Source organism: Acinetobacter boissieri (assembly GCF_900096955.1).
Lineage (GTDB): Bacteria > Pseudomonadota > Gammaproteobacteria > Pseudomonadales > Moraxellaceae > Acinetobacter > Acinetobacter boissieri.
In genome coordinates, this window is sequence record NZ_FMYL01000006.1 from 69,064 (window position 1) to 90,008 (window position 20,945).

Here is a 20,945-nt window from a genome sequence, read left to right on the forward strand (position 1 = left end):
TATCATAAAAACTAATACGTAATTACAAAAATAAAGAAATAGCAGTCATTCTTAATATTATATAGAAAAGATCCAAAACGGGTTCTGTATTACCGAATAAGTATTTTATAACTTTGATGTTTGCTGAATGAGCAGACTTTAAAATAATTGAAGTGATCAAATACAAGATTTTTGAAAAAAAATACAGAATAAATGAAATTTGAAAAAAAATTTGTTTATAATAGCTCACGGAATTAACCAGTGAGACTGTTATGCTGACCATCATTCAAGAAGCCCTAACCTTCGATGATGTCTTATTAGTGCCCGCCTATTCTACTGTCCTACCAAAAGATGTTTCCCTCAAATCACGTTTAACACGTGACATCCATCTCAATGTGCCTTTAGTATCTGCCGCGATGGATACCGTGACTGAAGCACGTATGGCCATTGCGATGGCACAAAATGGTGGCATCGGTATTATTCATAAAAATATGGATATTGCAGCACAAGCTGCGGAAGTGCGCCGTGTTAAAAAATTTGAAGCGGGCATGGTCAAAGACCCAATTATTGTTACGCCAGAAACAACAGTACGTGAACTCAATGCCATTACGCATGCCAATAATATTAGTGGTGTACCTGTTGTAAAAGATGGAAAAGTGGTTGGTATTGTTACAGGGCGTGATACTCGCTTTGAAACAAACCTTGAGCAGCCTGTCAGCAATATTATGACCACCCAAGAACGTCTAGTGACTGTGCGTGAAGGTGAGTCAAAAGAAAATATTCAAGCATTATTACAAAAACATCGTATTGAAAAAGTGCTCGTTGTTGATGAAAACAATGCACTGAAAGGATTAATTACGGTCACTGATTTCCGTAAAGCTGAATCATATCCAAATAGTTCAAAAGATCATTTGGGTCGCTTACGTGTAGGTGCTGCTGTTGGAACAGGCGCAGAAACGCCATCACGTGTTGAAGCATTGGTTGAAGCTGGTGTTGATGTGATTGTTGTAGATACTGCACATGGTCATTCAGCAGGTGTGATTGAGCGTGTCAATTGGGTGAAAAAGAACTTTCCACAGGTTCAAGTCATTGGCGGTAATATTGCCACAGGTGATGCAGCCTTAGCATTGTTAGATGCAGGTGCAGATGCGGTGAAAGTAGGGATTGGCCCAGGCTCAATTTGTACCACACGTATTGTTGCAGGTATTGGCGTACCACAAATGTCTGCGATTGACAGTGTTGCTAATGCGCTAAAAGAGCAAATTCCTTTAATTGCAGATGGTGGTATTCGCTTCTCTGGCGATATGTCAAAAGCGATTGGTGCTGGCGCAAGTACGATTATGGTCGGTTCTTTACTGGCAGGTACGGAAGAAGCACCGGGTGAAGTAGAATTCTTCCAAGGTCGTTACTATAAAGCATACCGTGGTATGGGTTCTTTAGGTGCAATGGCGGGTTCATCTGGTTCAGCAGATCGTTACTTCCAAGATGCTAAAGCTGGTGCTGAAAAGCTAGTACCAGAAGGCATTGAAGGCCGTGTACCTTACAAAGGTCCAATGGGTGTCATTTTACATCAGATGATGGGCGGATTACGTTCATCTATGGGCTATACTGGCTCAAGTACGATTGATGATTTACGTCAAAATGCAAAATTTGTCAAAATTACTTCAGCGGGTATGAAAGAATCACACGTACATGATGTAACCATTACCAAAGAAGCACCAAATTACCATATTGGTTAATTGCCCATTGTGAAATAATACAAAAAGACCGTCAAAGCATGACGGTCTTTTTGATTTTGGTGTAAAGTGTAAAAAAGTGGAAAACAAAAAACAGGTTAGAAAAATGGCCTGTTCAATGAATGAATGAGAGACGCATGAGTTATTTTGGTACAGATGGTATTCGTGGAAAATTTGGTCAGTTGCCTATTACGCCTGAGTTTGCATTAAAACTCGGTTTTGCTGCAGGTAAAGTACTTAAAAAACAAAATGTTGACCGAAAACCAGTTGTTGTATTAGGTAAAGATACGCGGCTCTCTGGCTATATTTTAGAAGCAGCTTTACAAGCAGGGCTCAATGCTGCAGGGGTCTATGTGCATTTACTTGGCCCATTGCCTACACCGGCAATTGCTCATTTAACACGTGCTTTACATGCAGATGCAGGCATTGTCATCTCTGCATCACATAATCCTTACTTTGATAATGGCATTAAATTTTTCTCATCTGAAGGAAAAAAATTGCCTGAATCGTTACAAAACGAAATTAATGAAGAGCTACAACACGACATTGTGATTGAAGACACGGCAGGGCTTGGTAAAAGTGTTCGTGTGAAAGATGCCAATGGTCGCTATATTGAGTTTTGTAAATCAAGTTTTCCGTATCACTATAACTTACGCAATATTGTGATAGTGGTCGACTGTGCACATGGTGCTGCTTACAATGTTGGTCCTGCAGTTTTTCGTGAGCTCGGTGCTAAAGTCATAGCAATAAACAATGAGCCAAACGGCCAAAATATTAATGAAAACTGTGGTTCAACACATCCAGATGTATTACAAAAATCAGTGCTTGAGCATGGTGCAGACATTGGTATTGCTTTCGATGGTGATGCAGACCGTGTAGTGTTGGTAGATAAATTTGGTCATTTACTTGATGGCGACCATATTTTGTATATTTTAGCCACTAAAGCGAAGAAAAAACCGATAGGTATTGTCGGCACAGTCATGAGTAATATGGCATTGGAGCTCGCATTGAAACAGGCTGACGTTCCTTTTTTAAGAGCGCAAGTGGGTGACCGCCATGTATTACAAAAACTAGTAGAGCAACAGTGGGCAATTGGTGGAGAGCCATCAGGGCATATTTTAACTCTAGATAAAAGTACCACTGGTGATGCGATTATTGCCGCCTTGCAAGTGTTAACAGTCATGGTGTACCAAAATAAAGCACTGCATGAGTTAGTGGAAGGCTTTGAGTTATTTCCACAAATTCTAGTGAATTTACGTTTAGAAAAAATGATTGACCCATTTGCAATACCTGAATTGGTTACTTTATTTGAACAGGCCGAAGAGCAACTCAAAGGGCGTGGTCGTTTGCTTATTCGCAAGTCAGGTACAGAACCGATGATTCGAGTGATGGTTGAAGGTGAGCAGGCGGAAGAAGTCCATGCTTTAGCAAACCGTTTGGCAGATGCGATTACAGCACAAGCGAATCAAGCCATATCACCATAAGGATAATAGTCATGAATGATACGATTAAAGATCTAAGTGAGCTCAGACTTAGCTATGAAAAAGGAGAGCTTCTTGAGCCACAGGTGGCACAAAATCCACATGACCAGTTTTTACAGTGGTTTAACCATGCTTTAGCTGTAAATAGTGATGAGCCATATGCGATGTATTTAGCGACAGTGGATGAACGAGGACAACCACATGTTCGCACGGTTTTGCTCCGAGGCGCAACAGAATTAGGTTATGATTTTTATACCAATTATGATAGCCAAAAAGGGATGGATTTGGCACAAAATGCCCGTGCAGAAATCTTGTTCTATTGGCCAAGCTTAGAACGTCAGGTGCGTATTTCGGGTCAAGTGGTGAAAGTGTCTGAGCAAGAGTCGACAAATTACTATCATAAACGCCCTAAAGATAGTCAAATTGCAGCACATATTAGTACACCACAAAGTGGTCAAATTGAGAGTAGAGATGTATTACAACAGCGTTTTGATCAGTTGTCTGCATCTGTTGTGACCAAAACTGAGTTAGATAAACCCAAATTTTGGGGTGGCTACCGCTTACAGGCTACAGCATACGAGTTTTGGCAAGGTCGCCCGAACCGTTTACATGACCGTTTACAGTACAAAAAACAAGACAACGCAACATGGCAATTACAGCGTTTAATGCCTTAAATCCTTTATGTCTAATGTTCAAATAAAAATTCGACCACATCATACATGCCCTGAAATTTTTCAGGGCATTGCGCCGTTTATGGCCAATATTTTAGCTCGCCGTGCCTTAACCTCTGGTCATGAACTGGAACTTAAGCTCAAACATTTACTTCCACCTACATTAAAAGGTTTAAGCAAGGCCGTCGAGTATATTGACTACGCTATAGATCAAGAACAACGTATTGTGATTGTAGGAGACTACGATGCTGATGGGGCAACCAGTACGGCTTTAATGGTTTTGGTGTTACGTGCTTTAGGTGCCGATGTGCATTATTTAGTGCCAGATCGTTTTAAATATGGTTATGGTTTAACAGAAAAAATTGTAGATTTAGCACAGCAACAATATGCACCACAGTTACTCATTACTGTAGATAATGGCATTTCGAGTCATGCAGGGGTGGCGCAAGCGAAGAAATATGGCATGACTGTGGTGGTTACAGACCACCATTTAACCACCAAAGCCGCACCGCTCGCTGACGCTGTGGTTAATCCAAATCAATTGGGATGTGACTTTGCCAGTAAAGCTTTGGCGGGAGTTGGTGTCGCCTTTTATGTGTTGGCAGATTTAGTTACACAGCGTAAAAAGCGAGGCAAAAGCACCACCAATATGGTGCAATATTTAGATCTTGTCGCACTGGGTACATATGCAGATGTGGCAGCACTTGACCACAACAACCGTATTTTAATTGATTATGGTTTAAATCACATTCGTCAAGGTCAGTGTCGTGCAGGCATTTTGGCATTGCTACATGTCGCAGGGCGTGATATGCATAAAATGACTGCCAGTGATTTAGGCTTTGCCCTAGGCCCGCGTTTAAATGCGGCAGGGCGTATGCAAAGTATGCATATTGGAGTGGAGTGTTTGTTGGCTGAAAGTTTTGAGCAAGCCTATCCTCTAGCACAACAACTGCAACAGTTGAACCAAGAGCGTCGTGCCGTTGAAGCAGATATTAAACAAGATGCATTACAGATTTTACAAAATATACAGCTAGATCAAACCCATTTACCTACTGCATTGGTGTTATTTGAACCACATTGGCATCAGGGCGTGATTGGTATTGTGGCAGGGCGGTTAAAAGAACAATTTCATCGGCCAAGTATTGTCTTTGCTGTAGATGAAGATGGCGTACATATCAAAGGTTCTGCTCGTTCTGTAGAAGGTATACATATTCGTGATGCCATTGAGCGTGTGGCCGAACAGTATCCCAACTTAGTTCGTTTTTTTGGTGGACATGCAGCTGCAGCAGGCTTAACCATTGCTCAAAAAGATTTTGAGGCGTTTAAATTTGCATTTGAGGCTGAGATTGCGCAATGTGACACAGCACTGTTTCAAGCAGTAATTTGGACAGATGGCGAGCTGAATGAAGCAGATTTAACCCTTCAGACTGCACAACTGATTGAGCAATTTGGCCCATGGGGTCAAAATTTTCCTAGCCCTGTATTTGAGGGTATATTTACTATAGATCACTTTCGTTGGCTGAAAGAAAAGCATTTAAAACTGAGTTTAAGATTAAGTACAGGGCAATGTGTTGATGCGATTGCATTCAATGCTAAAGATCATTTTTATTTTGATGAGCAAAAAACAAAAATTAAATTGGTCTATACATTAGATAAAAATGAGTTTCAAGGACGGGTTAGTTTACAGCTTAAAGTGCTGTATTTCACTTCAGAAATAGCATGATTGTAAATATTTGACGTAGCCATCTATGAGTTGTTAAGACCATTCAAGCGATGTGATATTTAATTGATCTGGCTGTAAATGATCTTGCTTATTGTTAATTAAGTAAGGGTACTTACAGTGGCTGAGTAGAGGGTAGTCTTCAATTAAATCATCGCTATAAGATGCATACCATGGTTGCTTAACTCCTATTATTGTCTACGAATACAACAAAGGCATGTAAATACATGCCTTTGTAAATTAACTGAAGTGATTTTAAAAACGGTAAGATCCGCCTACAGTATAGGTATTGTAGTTGTCCCCAAAACCTACACGTCCGTCAACACTTAAGTTTGGATAGATAAATTTCTTCGCAGTTAGACCCCATTGATCTTGGTCAAGTGATTTGTCTTTGGTGTAGTCTGCACCTACGCTGAATGTTTTGTCGATGTAGTAGTCACCACCCACATAGTATTGGCGGTTGTTGTTACTACCAAAAACACCACGTGCTTCTAAATTCACATCATGTTGACCCACTTGTGTGACTAATTTTGCACGTAAAGTAGGATCTGCGCCATCACCACCATCTTTTACGTCATAACCTTGCACACCAACTGCAACCAATAAGCCTGGTGCCGGTAAATAACCGACTTCAGCGTTATATAGCGTAGTTTTTTGATCTACTGGTGTGTTTTTTAAAGAAACTTCATTACGAGCAACGCCTGCACCTAAATAAAACTGTGAATTCGGAATATAGTATTCACCTGCAGCACCGTAGGTCGAATTTTTAACGCCACTGTTATTACCGTATTGAGCAGTTGCACTCACATTACTGGCTTTATCTAAAAAGGCAGCTTCAGCAAGTGGTGAATTACGTGTTTGTACAGGGTTAAAGTAATATGTACCATTTAGACCAAATTGGCTTACACCACCGCTATGTTCAGGGTCTAAATAGCTATAGTTACCACCAACTTCAGATTGATATGCATTGGCAGTGCCTGTGATCGCAAGACCTGCAAATAGTGCAGTTGCAAGAAGTGTCTTTTTCATGATTACTCTCCCTTGGAAGTATAAAATTCATGTTTTGTTACATATTAGAGTGTAGATTAAAACTCAATTTGGTCAATTGTGTGGCTTCATTAATTTGTGTAAGATGTATTTTTTTATGGCAATTTGCAACTAAGTACTTGTTTTTAAATAATTTTAAAATTGTGTTGTTATATTAATAGTATGCATATCTTGTATTTTTATGTTGTTGTTTTATAAACACTAGTCGGTATATCTCACTTCTTATGTCTTAAAATACAGGCTATTTTTCTAATCATTGCATATCAAAACCAGATGCTATGCTAAAATAATGCTCGATAATATAAACATTGTAAGAGAGATTTACGTGGAAATTAATCCGTATTTAATTCAATTAAAAGACCTATCTGACCGTGGTCAAACACTACGGGGGTATCTTTGACTACGATCTGAAAAAAGAGCGTCTCGAAGAGGTTTTACGTGAACTAGAAGACCCTGCGATTTGGAACGATCAAAACCGAGCTCAAAAAATGGCCAAAGAAAAAGGCGAGCTTGAGAACGTTTTAAATGTACTCGATGCACTGGCAGAACAACTGGATGATGCCAAGGCGATGCTCGATTTGGCTGTTGAAGCAGATGATGAAAGTCTACTTGTCGATGTACAGACAGAGTTAAATACTGCAGAAACTGAATTAGCAGCACTTGAATTCCGCCGTATGTTTAATAATCCAATGGACCCAAATCCGTGCTTTTTAGATATACAATCAGGTTCTGGTGGTACAGAAGCACAAGACTGGGCATCCATGCTGTTGCGTATGTATATGCGTTGGATTGAGCGTCACGGCTTTAAAGCAGAGTTGATGGAAGTCTCTGACGGTGATGTTGCAGGGATAAAGTCTGCGACCATACGTATTGAAGGTGAATACGCCTTTGGTTGGTTACGTACCGAAACAGGCGTACATCGCTTAGTACGAAAATCACCATTTGATAGTGGTAACCGCCGTCATACTTCATTTAGTGCAGTGTTTGTGTCTCCTGAAGTGGATGACAATATTGAAATTGATATTAACCCTGCAGATGTTCGTACAGATACGTACCGTGCTTCAGGGGCAGGTGGTCAGCACATTAACAAAACTGATTCTGCAGTACGCTTAACTCACACGCCAACAGGTACGGTGGTGGCATGTCAAAATGAGCGCTCACAACATGCCAACCGTGATCGTGCATGGAAATTATTACGTGCAAAACTATATGAGTTAGAAATGCAAAAGCGTAATGATGCAGCTCAAGCACTTGAAGACTCAAAGTCTGATATTGGTTGGGGCAGTCAAATTCGCTCATACGTTTTAGATGACTCTCGTATTAAAGATTTGCGTACAGGTGTTGAAAACTCAAATACAATAGCCGTGTTAGATGGCGACTTAGATAAGTTTATTGAAGCGAGTCTAAAACAAGGTCTATAAGACATTTTTAAATATATGGCTACGATTAAATATCGTGGCCATTTTTCATCATACGGTCAAATAATTATTACAATATGGTCTTTCATAATAAATAACATGACTTTAATTTATGAAAAAGAAAACCATTTTAGCCAATATGTTATTTTCAATATTGGCTCTGACTCAGTATGCTAGTGCTGTTGAAAATATGCCATCACTGGCAGTACAACAAGGCGAAAAAGTATTGGTGATTGCGCATCGTGGGGCGAGTGCATTGCGCCCTGAACATACATTGGCTTCGTATCAAAAAGCGATTGATGACGGTGCAGATTTTATTGAGCCTGATTTAGTTTCAACTAAGGATGGCATGTTGGTTGCACGGCATGAAAATGAAATTGGGGGTACATCAAATATCAGTACGCTTCCACAATTTGCACAGCGTCAAACGACTAAAGTGATTGATGGTAAAAGCATACAAGGTTGGTTTACTGAAGATTTTACTGCTAAAGAATTACAGCAAGTGAAGGCCAGAGAGCGTATTCCAAAATTACGTCCTGAAAATACCAAATATAATGATCAATATAATATTCCAACACTTAAACAAATTATTGAATTGGCTGAAAATCATTATAAAAAAACAGGGAAAGTTGTAGGTTTATATATTGAAACGAAACACCCTACATTTTTTAAAAATCAGCATTTGGCCATGGAAGATACGTTGCTGAAAACGCTTGCTCAAAACAATTATAGTAAGAATATTGCCCCAATTTATTTGCAGTCATTTGAAACAACGAATATTCAGTATATGAAGCAAAAGTTAAATCAATATGGCTTAAAGCATGTACAAATTATTCAGCTTTACGATGATCCGAAAATGATCCCTGGCGACTTATTAGATCAAGGTGCAAAAACGACCTATGCAGATTTAGCAACAGTGCAAGGTTTAACACAAGTTGCAAAATATGCAGATGGTGTTGGACCAAGTAAAATATATATTATTGATAAAGATACACAGCAATCCACCAGTTTTGTTCAAAATGCACATGCTTTAGGTTTAAAAGTTCACCCTTACACATTTCGGCCTGAAAATAATTTCTTGCCACCACAAGACGTTTGCAGCCAAATACCAAGTGAACGTTGTGAGCGTGGTTCTGTACAAGAGATCAAAAGATACCTTAATACAGGTATAGATGGTTTCTTTACGGATGACCCGAAACTTGGCCGTGACGCAATGACACAGCCTTAAAATATAAATAATAAAAAAGAGGCTTAGTGCCTCTTTTTTTATTACTGAGTTTTTTTATAGCGGTTACGCACAATTTCAAATATTGCAGGCAATATACTTAAAATAATAATACCAATAATTAGATGTGTGAAGTTATCTTTGACAATGGGTAGGTTACCAAAGAAATAACCCAAAATAATAAAAGAGCTGATCCAAAGAATGGCACCAACAACATTAAACATTAAAAAATGACGATAGTTCATGCTGCTTGCACCTGCAACAAAAGGTGCAAAAGTACGAAAAAATGGTAAGAATCGAGCAAAAATAATGGTTTTTCCACCATGTTTTTCAAAAAAAGCCTGAGTTTTGGTTAAATGCTCTTTTTTAATAAAACGAGAGTCCATTTCAAAGACTCGTGGTCCAATATAACGCCCAATATGATAATTGAGCGTATCGCCCAAAATAGCAGCAACACATAGTAGTATAATGAGTACTGTTGGGTCCATAACACCTGTAGAGGCTGCTAAGGCACCTGCAGCAAATAACATACTGTCGCCAGGTAAAAATGGCATGACCACTAAACCTGTTTCTACAAAAATAATAATAAATAAAATGGCATAAATCCATTTGCCATATTGAACAATAAAGTCAAATAAATGCTGATCTATGTTCAGAATAAAATTAATGATATCCATATATTTAAGTATGTCGTAAGCGTGTCAAAATCCTAACAGTGTATGCAGCTAAAGTCAGTAATAAAAGTACATAACAGACTAATTTTTTATATAGTCTTGGCCATTAATCGTGACATGCCATTTTTCTTTGACCTGATAGGGTGGTTTATCTATATTAAAAGTAGTACTGGTAGAACCGTTATTCAGCTGAATAGTATTATCTTGAATAATACTGATCGGTGCTGTCATGTAAGATTCAGCACTACTTTTTTCATACACACCACTGGCAGTTTTTTCTTGTTGACTACTGGTTTGGTATTCTAAGTAACCATCTTTTTTAATGCTAATTTGACTATTTGAGGCATTCCAAGTACCAATTAAATTTTCATGCTGTTTTAAAATAGTATTGGTTTCAGCACATGCGACTAACGATATACCGCAACCAAGCATAAATAGGGTACGACCGAGTGACATCTGTATGCTCCTATAGTTTTTTTATAAGTGTAATAAGTTTAGCTTTACACAGTACACTTTTTAAACATGTGTTCGTAGTGTAGAAATGTGATTGTACTAAACAAAATGTAACTGAATTAATAGGTTTTTCAACATATGCGATAATTTGTGTTCAGGGTATAATTTAGCCTAAATTACCTTATAGATGGTCTTTGTTTTGTGAAAAGCTTTATCCAACATTGGAAGCTCCTTCCTTCAGCATGGTTATTGGTGATACAAATGTGTATCTTAATCATGACATCATTTCCAGTATCACATCGTTTATATCAGGTGATTACATGGGGCTTAGGTATTATTGCGTTTCTGCCCATTTCTAGAGTGATCCGCGAAACAACAATTTTTAAATGGCTTGGACGGTTTTTTATTGTCGGGGCGATTTTTTTTCTTTTTCTGATGATGCTAGGAATAGATCAAGCTTGGATACAAGTGACAGCGCATGGTTTTGAAATAGGGGTGTATTTGTGTGCAACTTACGGCCTTATACGTTATATGCTCGCAGACCGTTACTCTAGTAAAGATGAGTTATTTGCAGCGGCTGCTGCCTTTACGTTATTAGCATGGGCATTTGCTTACGCTTACAGTATTTGTCAGCTACTGATTCCTCATGGTTTTATGAACTCTGCACAGCCCAACCTTACACAGCAATCTTGGCTAGATATTTTATTTTTTAGTTTTAGTCTGCAAACTGCAACAGGGCTCTCTAATTTATTACCACTTCATCCTTTGGTAAAAATTATTGCTATTTTACAAATGTTTTTTGGTGTCATGTATTTGGCAATGATTGTTTCAAGATTGGTTGGATTAAAGTACATAAAAAATGCAAATGACTAAAGTCTGTATTTAAACATGTTTTTTGCTAGACAATAAAAAGGGACACTTGAAGTGTCCCTTTTTTATATTGGTATTTTTAGTGCTTAGAAGCGTACACGTGCATTCATACCAATAGTTTGAGAGTCTGTTGTGTTGCCATCAGTTGCATTTGCTTTAGTAAATGTTGCACCTACAGACATTGCAGGAGTAACGAAGTAGTTTACGTTACCACCCCAAATGTGGTCTGTACCTGAGTTAAATGCAGATGTATCTGCATAAGTTGCGCCAACGCTTAACTTAGGCGTAAGGTATAGGTCAGTTGCTAGACCGTATGCAGCGCTACCACGTACAAAAATGCTGTCTACTTCAAACCCAACAGCCATGTTGGTATTGTCAATTGCACCAACGTATTTAGCACGTGCAGTCACAGCATCAGTTTTGTAGCGATAGTTTGCTGTATTTTCTTCGTTACGTGCATTTAAAACACCATTGTTAAATGCTTTGAAATTATCAAGTGAATCACCGTTAGTTACGTTTGTGTAACCTACAGCAAGCAAGAAGTTATCTGCTGGCATAGCGCCCACTTCAAGCGCATAACGGTCGCCACGGTCTTTGTCTTTGTAACCAGTTTCTTTATCTGTTACATCTGTATGGCTGTAAGATACGCTACCATATACTGGAACAGGTACATAAGATGTTGTGTAATAGCCTTCAGCTTTTGCGCCATAAGACTGTGTTTTTACACTAGATGAACGATCATTAAATTCTTTTTGACGGTCGAAGTGGTAGCCAAGCTGTACATTTGATGCTTTATTTAAAAATGCAGCTTCTGCAAGTGGGCCTTTAGATGCATCTACATCTTTAAAGTAGAATTTACCCTGAGCATCACCTGTATAAGTGCTCTCATACCCTTTAGTTTGTAAGTATTCAGATTGACCTTGTACTTCAACTTGGTATGCGTGAGCGCCGGTCATGGCTAATAGTACTGCTGTTGCTAAACCGATTTTTTTCATATCTAAACTTCCAAATAGAGTCGTTTATGTCAATTGATAGGGCTATTGTATTGTTACAAAATATTTAGTCAATCGTCTGTTTTAAGCTTCAAAAAACGATTTTTATACAAAAAAGTGCGATAAAATAGAACATTCTACTAAGATATAGTCTATTTTTTAGTATTTAGTGATAAATATCAGTATTTTAAAATCAAATAAAATTCTAAATTTAGTTATAAAAAAAAACATAAATCCCTGAATTGGTGCTATGTTTTTATGTAAATTATTGTTAATTGATGCAAATGTATCCATTAAAGTGCAGATCACATCATCTTTTTGTCATGTGATTAAAGATAAAACCCGATTTAAATAAAGCCAAAGTCGCTGTGGACTTTGGCTTTATTTTTCAAATTAAGCCTGTAAGAGGGGCTTTAAAAAATGCCCTGTATGCGATGCAGTGACTTCAGCCACTTGCTCAGGTGTGCCTTCGGCAATGATTTGTCCACCGCCTGAACCCCCCTCGGGGCCTAGATCCACAATCCAATCTGCAGTTTTAATCACATCTAGGTTGTGCTCAATGACTACAATGGTGTTGCCCTTATTTCGGAGCTCATACAAAATGTCGAGCAACTTGGCAATGTCATGGAAGTGTAGGCCCGTGGTGGGTTCATCAAGGACATAAAGTGTTTGTCCTGTATCTCGTTTTGCCAGTTCACGTGCTAATTTAACCCGCTGTGCTTCACCCCCTGAGAGTGTTGTCGCCGCTTGGCCAAGTCGGATATAACCCAATCCCACTTGCATGAGCGTATCTAAACGACGGTGAATTACAGGAATTGCACTAAAGAATGTGGCTGCATCTTCAACAGTCATATTCAATACATCTGAGATATTTTGTCCTTTATAGCTGACTTCTAGCGTTTCACGGTTATAGCGTTTACCATGGCAAGCATCACACGGTACATACATATCAGGTAAGAAGTGCATGGCGACTTTAATCATGCCATCGCCTTCGCAGACTTCACAGCGTCCGCCTTTTACGTTAAATGAGAAACGCCCTGCGGCATAGCCTCGCGCTTTGGCTTCGGGGGTTTGTGCAAAAAGCTCTCGAATAGGGGTAAATAGCCCTGTATAAGTGGCAGGGTTCGAACGTGGCGTCCGTCCAATAGGGCTTTGGTCAATATCAACCACTTTATCTAAATGTTGCAAGCCATCAATAGATACAAACTTCTCGGCAGTGAGTGTGGTTGCACCATTGAGCTGAGTTGCTGCTAGAGGTAATAATGTACGGTTAATGAGGGTGGATTTTCCTGAACCAGATACGCCTGTGACACAAGTCATAATACCAAGTGGAATATGTAAGTCGACATTTTTTAAGTTGTGCCCACTTGCACCCATGAGTTTAATGGCTTTACTTGGGTCCGCAGGTTGCTGTCGCTTTTCAGGTATGGCAATTTTAAGCTTACCGGAGAGGTATTGGCCTGTAAGTGAGTCTTTGTGTTTTGCCAGTTGTTTGGCTGTACCCTCAGCAATCACATGACCGCCATGGATGCCTGCACCCGGGCCAATATCAATAATATGGTCTGCTGCACGTATCGCATCTTCGTCATGTTCGACGACCAATACCGTATTGCCTAAATCACGTAGTCGAATGAGTGTTTGTAATAAACGGTCATTATCTCGTTGATGTAAACCAATAGAAGGTTCATCTAGTACATACATCACGCCCATGAGCCCTGCACCAATTTGTGAGGCAAGACGAATACGCTGTGCCTCACCACCAGAGAGTGTTTCAGCCGAGCGTGACAGGCTTAAATAGTTGAGTCCAACGCTGACCAAAAAGTGTAGACGCTCTTTAATTTCTTTAAAAATCTTTTCTGCAATTTCACCTTTCGCACCGGTTAATGCCAGATCTTGGTAATAGCTTTCAGCATCGCCAATCGACATTTGGGTAATGTTTGCAATGGTTTTGTCTTTAACTTTAACGTGACGTGCAATTTCATTTAGGCGTGAGCCATCGCATGCATCGCAGGCAGCATTTGATAAATATTGCGATAAATCATCACGCACATAATTGCTTTCCGTTTCTCTATAACGGCGTTCTAGGTTGGGCAGTACACCTTCAAAAGCTTGAATACGACTGTGCTTTCTGCCTCGCTCATCTGTATAGCTTAAATCGACTTTTTCTCGACCTGTACCTTGTAAAAATTTCTTTTGTGTGTCTTTGTCGAGTTCATGCCATGGCGTATCTAACGGTAGCTTAAAATGTTCGGCAACTTTGGCAAGCATGGTGTAGTAGTAGGGTTTTTGGCGATCCCAACCACGGATTGCACCTTGGCTTATAGAAAGTTCTGGGTTGGGAATGAGTTTATTCGCACTAAAGTGGCTGCGTGTACCGAGTCCATCACAAGTAGGGCAAGCACCAAATGGGTTGTTAAATGAAAATAGGCGTGGTTCTAACTCACCAACAGCTCGTTCACACTGTGGGCATGAATGTTTAGCAGAAAAGACACGATCAGGCTGTTCGCCTTTCATCCAAGATAAAATGGCAATATCACTACCTAGGCGAAGAGCTGTTTCAAATGATTCTGCAATACGATTGCCTAGGTCATCTCTGACCTTAAAGCGGTCAACCACGACTTCAATCGTATGTTTTTTCTTTTTGTCGAGCGTAGGCGGGGTGTCTATGTCAACAATTTCACCATCGACTCGGGCTCTCACAAAACCTTGACCTTGGAGTTGTTCAAACAGTTGGGTGTATTCACCTTTGCGTTCACGGACAACAGGAGCGAGTAGTAGTAATGCTGTGCCTTCTTCGAGAGCTTTCACTGCGTCGACCATTTCAGATACAGTTTGAGCCACCATGGGTAGGTCGTGTTCAGGGCAGTAAGGTGTACCTACACGTGCGTAAAGTAGTCGTAAGTAGTCGTAAATTTCTGTAATTGTGCCAACCGTTGAGCGAGGGTTGTGGCTGGTTGATTTTTGTTCTATGGCAATGGCTGGGCTAAGTCCTTCAATCGAATCGACTTCTGGTTTTTCCATTTGTGAAAGAAATTGGCGTGCATAAGCAGAGAGTGATTCAACGTAGCGACGTTGACCTTCCGCATAAAGGGTGTCGAATGCCAGTGATGATTTTCCTGAGCCCGATAATCCTGTAATGACCACAAATTTATCACGTGGAATATCGAGTGACACATTTTTAAGGTTGTGAGTACGTGCACCTCGAATACGGATATGACTTTGGCTCATAACGTGGGGGTATCCTTGCTGAATAGATAAATGTTCGGTTATTTTCATGGTTGTTTTATAACTTTGTTTATTATTCAACAATCAAAAATTAAGCACAACCGAAGTTGTGCTTAATTTTGTGTGATCGTTGTTTAGCAAGCGATATTGAGCTCACGCTCAAAAATAGAAGTGACATGTTCAAAACAAATTTGGCGAGGTTTTGTAGGTGTATTTTGAGCATAGTGTTGAATCTGTTGTTCTAATTGCGCTAAAACCTGCTCATACTCATTGGGGAAGTGGGTAATATCAAGTAGGTCAAAGCGATCTACACGGTTGCAATTGTATTTTTCAACAAAGTTTAACATGGTGTTTTGTATATCACGATTTGTAAAATAAATGAGATAAGTGGCGGCAGATCCGCAGTGTAAACAGCCTTTATTAATATAAATTTCTTCGTTATTTGCCCAGCATTGACGTAGTGTTGTCATCGCGCGTATTGCCTCAGTACCTTGGGTATCGTTCTGTTGCATGGTTAGATTCTCGCTTTTTCTGTAATGGTGAATAGCATATTTATATTTGTAAATGGTTATCATTTAATATTAGGTTGCAAGAAAATAGCAGTAAAAGCAAGCTTATTTTTACATTAACAATGACTATGTATGTGACATAAAGTATGATGTAGAAGAGAAGTTATTTAAAAACAAATTGTTAAGCCATATTATACATTTTATACTATATATTGTATTTTTTAAAACAATTTACACAATATATGGTGTTATGGGTTTTAGGGTGGCATTTTTGCGTAATATTGGCTGAGTCTTGAAAATGGGTGGTGGTTGCTGTGGTTGGTTTATTTTTGAAATGTATGCTAGGCGCTGTGATGGTATTAGTTCTTTCAATGCTATCTAAAAGTAAATCGTTTTATATTGCAGGGCTGATTCCTCTTTTTCCAACCTTTACGTTAATTGCGCAGCTGATAGTATTTCAAGAACAAGGGGCGCAAGCATTACAAAAAACGGCTCTGTTTGGTTTATGGTCATTAATTCCTTACACCGTGTACCTATGGCTTATTTATATGCTTTCAACACGTGTATCGTTACTTGCGTGTTTAGGCTTTGCCACCTGCGCATGGATAGTTGCTGCAGGTGTATTATTGTATGGTTGGAGTTTATTTTATCGTTAGTTTTTGAGTAGATCTAAACCATGCCAGTGCGTTTGTTGGTAGGCACTGTCCCAAAATAGCCATTCAAGCTTGGCTGCATGTCTATAAGCATGTTTCATTTTTTCTAAAGTACTTGGGTCTGATAGGCTTGCAACATGGTCTATAGTCCGTATTATATTTTGTACTGCATGATTAAACTCATCGCCTGCATAGGTGTTAATCCATGCTTGGTAAGGGTTATCAGGTTGTGATTGCTTCACAATCTCTTTACCAATTTCTGCATAAATCCAAAAACAAGGCAACAGTGAAGCTAAAACGACAGGGTAGCTTTCTGACCATGCTGTTGCAGTAAGAAATGAAGTGTAATGATGGCAGGCCAAACTTAATGGCGTATTTTCGAAAATATTTGGTGCAATATCAAACTGCTTCATAAAGTCATGGTGCAAACTGCGCTCAACAATAATGGCAATTTTAGCCCCTTCAGAAAATTGTATAATATCATCAGCATCAAATGCTTTGGCTGCAGTAACTGCTAGAGCTCGACCATATGCAACTAAGTAGTGCGCATCTTGAATAATATAGTGTTGAAATACCTCTTTGGGTAATGTGCCTTGAGCCAGTTGCTGGTTAAACGGGTGATTGAGTGCGTGCTGATAGAGGTTGGCATTGTCTTGCCACAGTTGTTGGGTAAATGTGTTCATAACGTTTTTATATCATTGCTATTCGTGAAAGTTCTTTTTACTATAGCGCACTTTTACACCGTATATTTTGCAATGACACTGATGAAGAATAAAGTACGGTGCATTCGGGTGTAGTTTTTTATTGTTTTTGGTGAGTCAGTGACATGAAACATTTTCGTTTTTCTATTTTTTTAAGTCTGATTTGTTTGGCAATCTCTGCCTATTGGGGTTATACGCACGGGCCTGAAGCTGGCTTAGAAACCACGCTCAAAGCTTTGACCATTACTGCAATTTTGGCAGTGATGGAAATTTCGTTGTCATTTGACAATGCAGTTGTTAATGCTTCGGTACTTAAAGGCTGGACACCCTTTTGGAAAATGCTGTTTTTAACAGTGGGTATTTTAATTGCTGTGTTTGGTATGCGTTTGGTATTTCCTATTGTGATCGTTGCTGTAACTGCTGACATGGGCATGGTTGAGGTGGCGAAACTTGCTTTGAATCAACCTGCAGAATATTCGGCACGTTTAATGGCACATCATGCTGAAATTGCAGCTTTTGGTGGTGCATTTTTACTGCTGGTATTTTTAAATTTCTTTTTTGACGAAGATAAAGATACGCATTGGTTTAAAGCCTTAGAGCAGCGTTTAGCCAATTTGGGTGATGTGCCTGCAATGTCAGTTTTTATTGCTTTAATTGCACTACTCATTGTGGCACAGCAAGTGCCTGAAAATGTACGTTTGGCAGTGATGATGTCAGGTGTGTGGGGTATTGTTGTTTATGTTGGTGTACAGGTATTGGGCCATTTATTGGGTGGTGAACCTGAAGTAGATGAGCACGGCCAAGCCATCATGCATGATTCACATGGTGCAAGCAAAGGTGTTGTTAAAGCAGGTATTGGTGGATTTTTGTATTTAGAGGTGCTTGATGCATCATTTAGTTTTGATGGTGTGATTGGTGCATTTGCGATTACCTCTGATGTCGTGATTATTATGCTTGGTCTTGCTATAGGGGCACTTTTTGTACGCTCAATGACCATTTATTTGGTTGAACAAGGCACGTTAGATAGCTATATATATTTAGAGCACGGCGCACATTATGCGATTGGGGCTTTAGCATTGATTATGCTTTTAAGTGGCACCGGGGTGCATGTGCCAGAAATTGTAACTGGTCTGATTGGAATTGCATTTATTGTGTGGGCAGTGTTTGCTTCTGTGCGTTATAATAAAGCCAAGAGTCAGATCGACTGATCCGATTTGGGTTAAGTCAATATTCAGTAAAATGTATATAATAGAAAGATTCTTAAATAGTCGTATTTATGTGCTTTGTTTGATCAAAGCAACGCATTAGACAGCAGTTAGGCCATCTTAGACGTTATTTAAATACCCTAAGCCATTGATAGAATGAATATGATGAATGCTTTAGAACGCCGTTCAACCTTTGCTTTAAGCAGTATTTTTGCATTGCGTATGCTTGGGCTGTTTATGATTATTCCTGTGTTTGCGGTAGAAGGGACATCATATCAATATGCTACGCCTGCTTTAATTGGTTTTGCCGTGGGCGTGTACGGCTTATCTCAAGCCATTTTACAAATTCCATTTAGTTTGTGGGCAGACCGTTTTAGTCGTAAGCCTTTAATTATATTTGGTTTATTATTATTTGCACTCGGTGGTGCAGTTGCAGCCATGTCACATACGATTTATGGCGTCATTATTGGCCGAGCAATTGCAGGGGCAGGGGCAGTTTCTGCGGTGGTGATGGCTTTGCTTGCCGATGTTACTCGTGAAGAACAGCGTACAAAAGCCATGGCCATTATGGGCATGAGTATTGGTTTATCATTTGTAGTCGCATTTAGTATTGGGCCGTGGTTGACTGGTTTACTCGGAATTTCTGGGTTGTTTTGGGTCACGACAGTCATGGGCCTATTGGCCATATTTATGTTGTTATTGGTGCCAAAAACTACACGGCACCACCAAAAACACAATTTTGATCAAGGCTATTTAAAACAGTTAAAGTCTGTGTTGAAAATGGCAGATTTAAATCGCTTACATTTTTCAGTTTTTTCATTACATTTACTGCTCACGGCCATGTTTATTTATGTGCCTTCGCAACTCATTGAGTATGGACAAATTCCATTAGCAAAGCATGGTTTTGTGTATTTGCCACTTTTGCTTATTGGTGTACTGTTTGCTTTTCCAAGCATTATTGTGGCAGAGAAATATCGTAAAATGCGTGGTATTTTTCTCACCGCAATTACAGGTGTCATTTTAGGTTTATTGGTATTGGTATTTGGTTTTACTTCGAAATATATTTTACTATTGGGCCTTGGATTATTCTTTGTCGCATTTAACGTGATGGAAGCTTTATTGCCTTCGTGGTTGTCTAAAGCTGCACCAATTCAGTCTAAAGCGACAGCGATGGGTGTAAATGCCAGTGCACAATTTTTAGGTGCATTTTGTGGTGGAACATTAGGTGGTCAATTGTTGACATTACACCAAACGGCGATAGGCTGGAGCATACTGTTACTGATTGCAGTGGTATGGCTTGTGATTAGTTTTGGGTTAAAACAGCCTCGCTATCTATCGTCTTTGGTATTAACATTACCACCTGAGCAAGATACCAATGTACTTACACAGCATATTTTAGCTGTGAAAGGTGTAGAAGAGGTTGTCGTGATGGCACAGCAAAATGTGGCTTATGTGAAGTTGGATAAGCGTGTATTGACTGATGATGGGCGACAGTACTTGACGCAGTTGTTTGGAAAAGACCTAGCGATCTAGTGCTGAATCTTATAAATGAGCTAAAATAGACCATATTTTATAAATAATAGAGGAAATGACAGCCATGCGTGGTGTAAATAAAGTAATTCTTGTAGGTACTTTGGGTAAAGACCCTGAAACTAAAAGCTTTCCAAATGGCGGCTCGTTAACTCAGTTTTCAATTGCAACCAGTGAGTCTTGGACTGACAAAAATACGGGCGAACGTAAAGAAAACACGGAATGGCACCGTATTGTGTTAAATAATCGTTTAGGCGAAGTGGCACAGCAGTACCTGCGTAAAGGTTCTAAAGTATATATTGAAGGTTCACTACGTACGCGCCAATGGACAGACCAAAATGGCCAAGAGCGTTATACCACTGAAATTCGCGGTGATAGTATGCAAATGCTAGATTCAGCACGCTCGCCTGATGCACAAAGTCAGAGTGGTTATAATGAGCCACGTTTTAACCAACAACCACAAGGGCAAAATAACAACTATGCAAGTGGCGGTTCAGGTTATCAAAACCAAAACACAGGCTATAACAATAATAGCCAACCATCTAACCAATACGGTGGTGCACCGCAACAAGGTGGTTACGTTCAGCAAGCTCAACCAAGCAAGCCACAACAACAGCCTGCACCAAGTGATTTAGACGATGATTTACCGTTCTAGACTATACAATAACTAAATATTGTATTTAATATAGAGTAAGAACCTAATTTAGATTGGGTTCTTTTTTTAGCAGTTTATGGATTTTCATATAATTTGAAGTCGCCTAGTAGTATTAAAAAAATATGATAAAAACTATGCTTTATTAATTCTAAATATTTTTTCTTTTCATTGAAAAGCCATCAAAAATCATACTTAAAGGCT

The 20,945-nt window shown here is 39.3% G+C and carries 18 protein-coding genes; 11 read left to right on the forward strand and 7 right to left on the reverse strand.

The window, feature by feature from the left end; genetic code table 11:
* Positions 1-251 precede the first annotated feature (251 nt).
* The 4 genes from guaB (at position 252) to recJ (ending at position 5,590) form a co-directional block, all read left to right on the forward strand.
* The gene (gene guaB, locus BLS38_RS07285; protein ID WP_092748156.1) at positions 252-1,718 is read left to right on the forward strand and encodes an IMP dehydrogenase; all 1,467 of its coding nucleotides are present in this window, start codon (positions 252-254) and stop codon (positions 1,716-1,718) included.
* A 134-nt stretch (positions 1,719-1,852) separates the two neighbouring features.
* Positions 1,853-3,199: a phosphoglucosamine mutase gene (glmM, locus tag BLS38_RS07290; protein WP_092748157.1), complete on the forward strand. Its 1,347-nt coding sequence runs from the start codon at positions 1,853-1,855 to the stop codon at positions 3,197-3,199.
* 11 nt (positions 3,200-3,210) lie between these two features.
* Positions 3,211-3,870 (forward strand): pyridoxamine 5'-phosphate oxidase, encoded by a 660-nt coding sequence (gene pdxH, locus BLS38_RS07295; protein WP_092748158.1) that lies wholly within the window; start codon positions 3,211-3,213, stop codon positions 3,868-3,870.
* Between the two features lie 7 nt (positions 3,871-3,877).
* Positions 3,878-5,590, forward strand: coding sequence for a single-stranded-DNA-specific exonuclease RecJ (gene recJ / locus BLS38_RS07300; RefSeq protein ID WP_092748159.1), 1,713 nt, complete (start codon positions 3,878-3,880; stop codon positions 5,588-5,590).
* 252 nt (positions 5,591-5,842) lie between these two features.
* Here the strand turns inward: recJ and BLS38_RS07305 are convergent, their stop codons facing one another.
* Positions 5,843-6,616: a putative porin gene (locus tag BLS38_RS07305; RefSeq protein WP_092748160.1), complete on the reverse strand. Its 774-nt coding sequence runs from the start codon at positions 6,614-6,616 to the stop codon at positions 5,843-5,845.
* Positions 6,617-6,959: 343 nt separating this feature from the next.
* Between BLS38_RS07305 and prfB the strand changes: the two genes are divergently transcribed.
* Positions 6,960-8,055 (forward strand): peptide chain release factor 2 gene (prfB, locus tag BLS38_RS07310; protein ID WP_143230118.1). Its coding sequence is split into 2 segments (ribosomal slippage): positions 6,960-7,031 and positions 7,033-8,055, totalling 1,095 coding nucleotides; the frame shifts between segments, so codons are not numbered across the junction.
* A gap of 109 nt (positions 8,056-8,164) precedes the next feature.
* Positions 8,165-9,280: a glycerophosphodiester phosphodiesterase gene (locus BLS38_RS07315; RefSeq protein WP_092748162.1), complete on the forward strand. Its 1,116-nt coding sequence runs from the start codon at positions 8,165-8,167 to the stop codon at positions 9,278-9,280.
* A gap of 41 nt (positions 9,281-9,321) precedes the next feature.
* Here the strand turns inward: BLS38_RS07315 and BLS38_RS07320 are convergent, their stop codons facing one another.
* Positions 9,322-9,954, reverse strand: coding sequence for a DedA family protein (locus BLS38_RS07320; protein WP_092748163.1), 633 nt, complete (start codon positions 9,952-9,954; stop codon positions 9,322-9,324).
* A gap of 78 nt (positions 9,955-10,032) precedes the next feature.
* A complete protein-coding gene (locus tag BLS38_RS07325; protein WP_092748164.1) occupies positions 10,033-10,407 on the reverse strand; it encodes a hypothetical protein in 375 nt (124 codons plus the stop codon).
* A 198-nt stretch (positions 10,408-10,605) separates the two neighbouring features.
* Here BLS38_RS07325 and BLS38_RS07330 point away from each other — a divergent pair, with 198 nt between their 5' ends.
* Complete coding sequence (locus BLS38_RS07330; protein WP_244518224.1) at positions 10,606-11,277, forward strand: ion channel; 672 nt, start codon at positions 10,606-10,608, stop codon at positions 11,275-11,277.
* Positions 11,278-11,360: 83 nt separating this feature from the next.
* Here the strand turns inward: BLS38_RS07330 and omp33-36 are convergent, their stop codons facing one another.
* From omp33-36 to BLS38_RS07345, 3 genes are all read right to left on the reverse strand, one after another.
* Positions 11,361-12,269, reverse strand: a complete 909-nt coding sequence (omp33-36, locus tag BLS38_RS07335; protein ID WP_092748166.1) for a porin Omp33-36 — start codon at positions 12,267-12,269, stop codon at positions 11,361-11,363.
* A 390-nt stretch (positions 12,270-12,659) separates the two neighbouring features.
* Positions 12,660-15,494, reverse strand: coding sequence for an excinuclease ABC subunit UvrA (uvrA, locus tag BLS38_RS07340; RefSeq protein ID WP_092748167.1), 2,835 nt, complete (start codon positions 15,492-15,494; stop codon positions 12,660-12,662).
* A gap of 131 nt (positions 15,495-15,625) precedes the next feature.
* A complete protein-coding gene (locus tag BLS38_RS07345; RefSeq protein WP_092748169.1) occupies positions 15,626-16,003 on the reverse strand; it encodes a hypothetical protein in 378 nt (125 codons plus the stop codon).
* A 311-nt stretch (positions 16,004-16,314) separates the two neighbouring features.
* Between BLS38_RS07345 and BLS38_RS07350 the strand changes: the two genes are divergently transcribed.
* Positions 16,315-16,656 (forward strand): GlpM family protein, encoded by a 342-nt coding sequence (locus BLS38_RS07350; protein ID WP_092748374.1) that lies wholly within the window; start codon positions 16,315-16,317, stop codon positions 16,654-16,656.
* Here BLS38_RS07350 and tenA read toward each other — a convergent pair.
* A complete protein-coding gene (gene tenA / locus BLS38_RS07355; RefSeq protein WP_092748171.1) occupies positions 16,653-17,336 on the reverse strand; it encodes a thiaminase II in 684 nt (227 codons plus the stop codon). The genes BLS38_RS07350 and tenA overlap by 4 nt on opposite strands.
* Positions 17,337-17,479: 143 nt before the next feature.
* Between tenA and BLS38_RS07360 the strand changes: the two genes are divergently transcribed.
* The 3 genes from BLS38_RS07360 (at position 17,480) to ssb (ending at position 20,744) form a co-directional block, all read left to right on the forward strand.
* A complete protein-coding gene (locus BLS38_RS07360; protein WP_092748173.1) occupies positions 17,480-18,562 on the forward strand; it encodes a DUF475 domain-containing protein in 1,083 nt (360 codons plus the stop codon).
* Positions 18,563-18,721: 159 nt separating this feature from the next.
* The gene (locus BLS38_RS07365) at positions 18,722-20,092 is read left to right on the forward strand and encodes an MFS transporter (protein WP_092748175.1); all 1,371 of its coding nucleotides are present in this window, start codon (positions 18,722-18,724) and stop codon (positions 20,090-20,092) included.
* 64 nt (positions 20,093-20,156) lie between these two features.
* Positions 20,157-20,744 carry a single-stranded DNA-binding protein gene (ssb, locus tag BLS38_RS07370; protein ID WP_092748177.1) on the forward strand — a complete coding sequence of 196 codons (588 nt, stop codon included), beginning with the start codon at positions 20,157-20,159 and terminating at the stop codon, positions 20,742-20,744.
* The last annotated feature ends 201 nt before the right edge of the window (positions 20,745-20,945 follow it).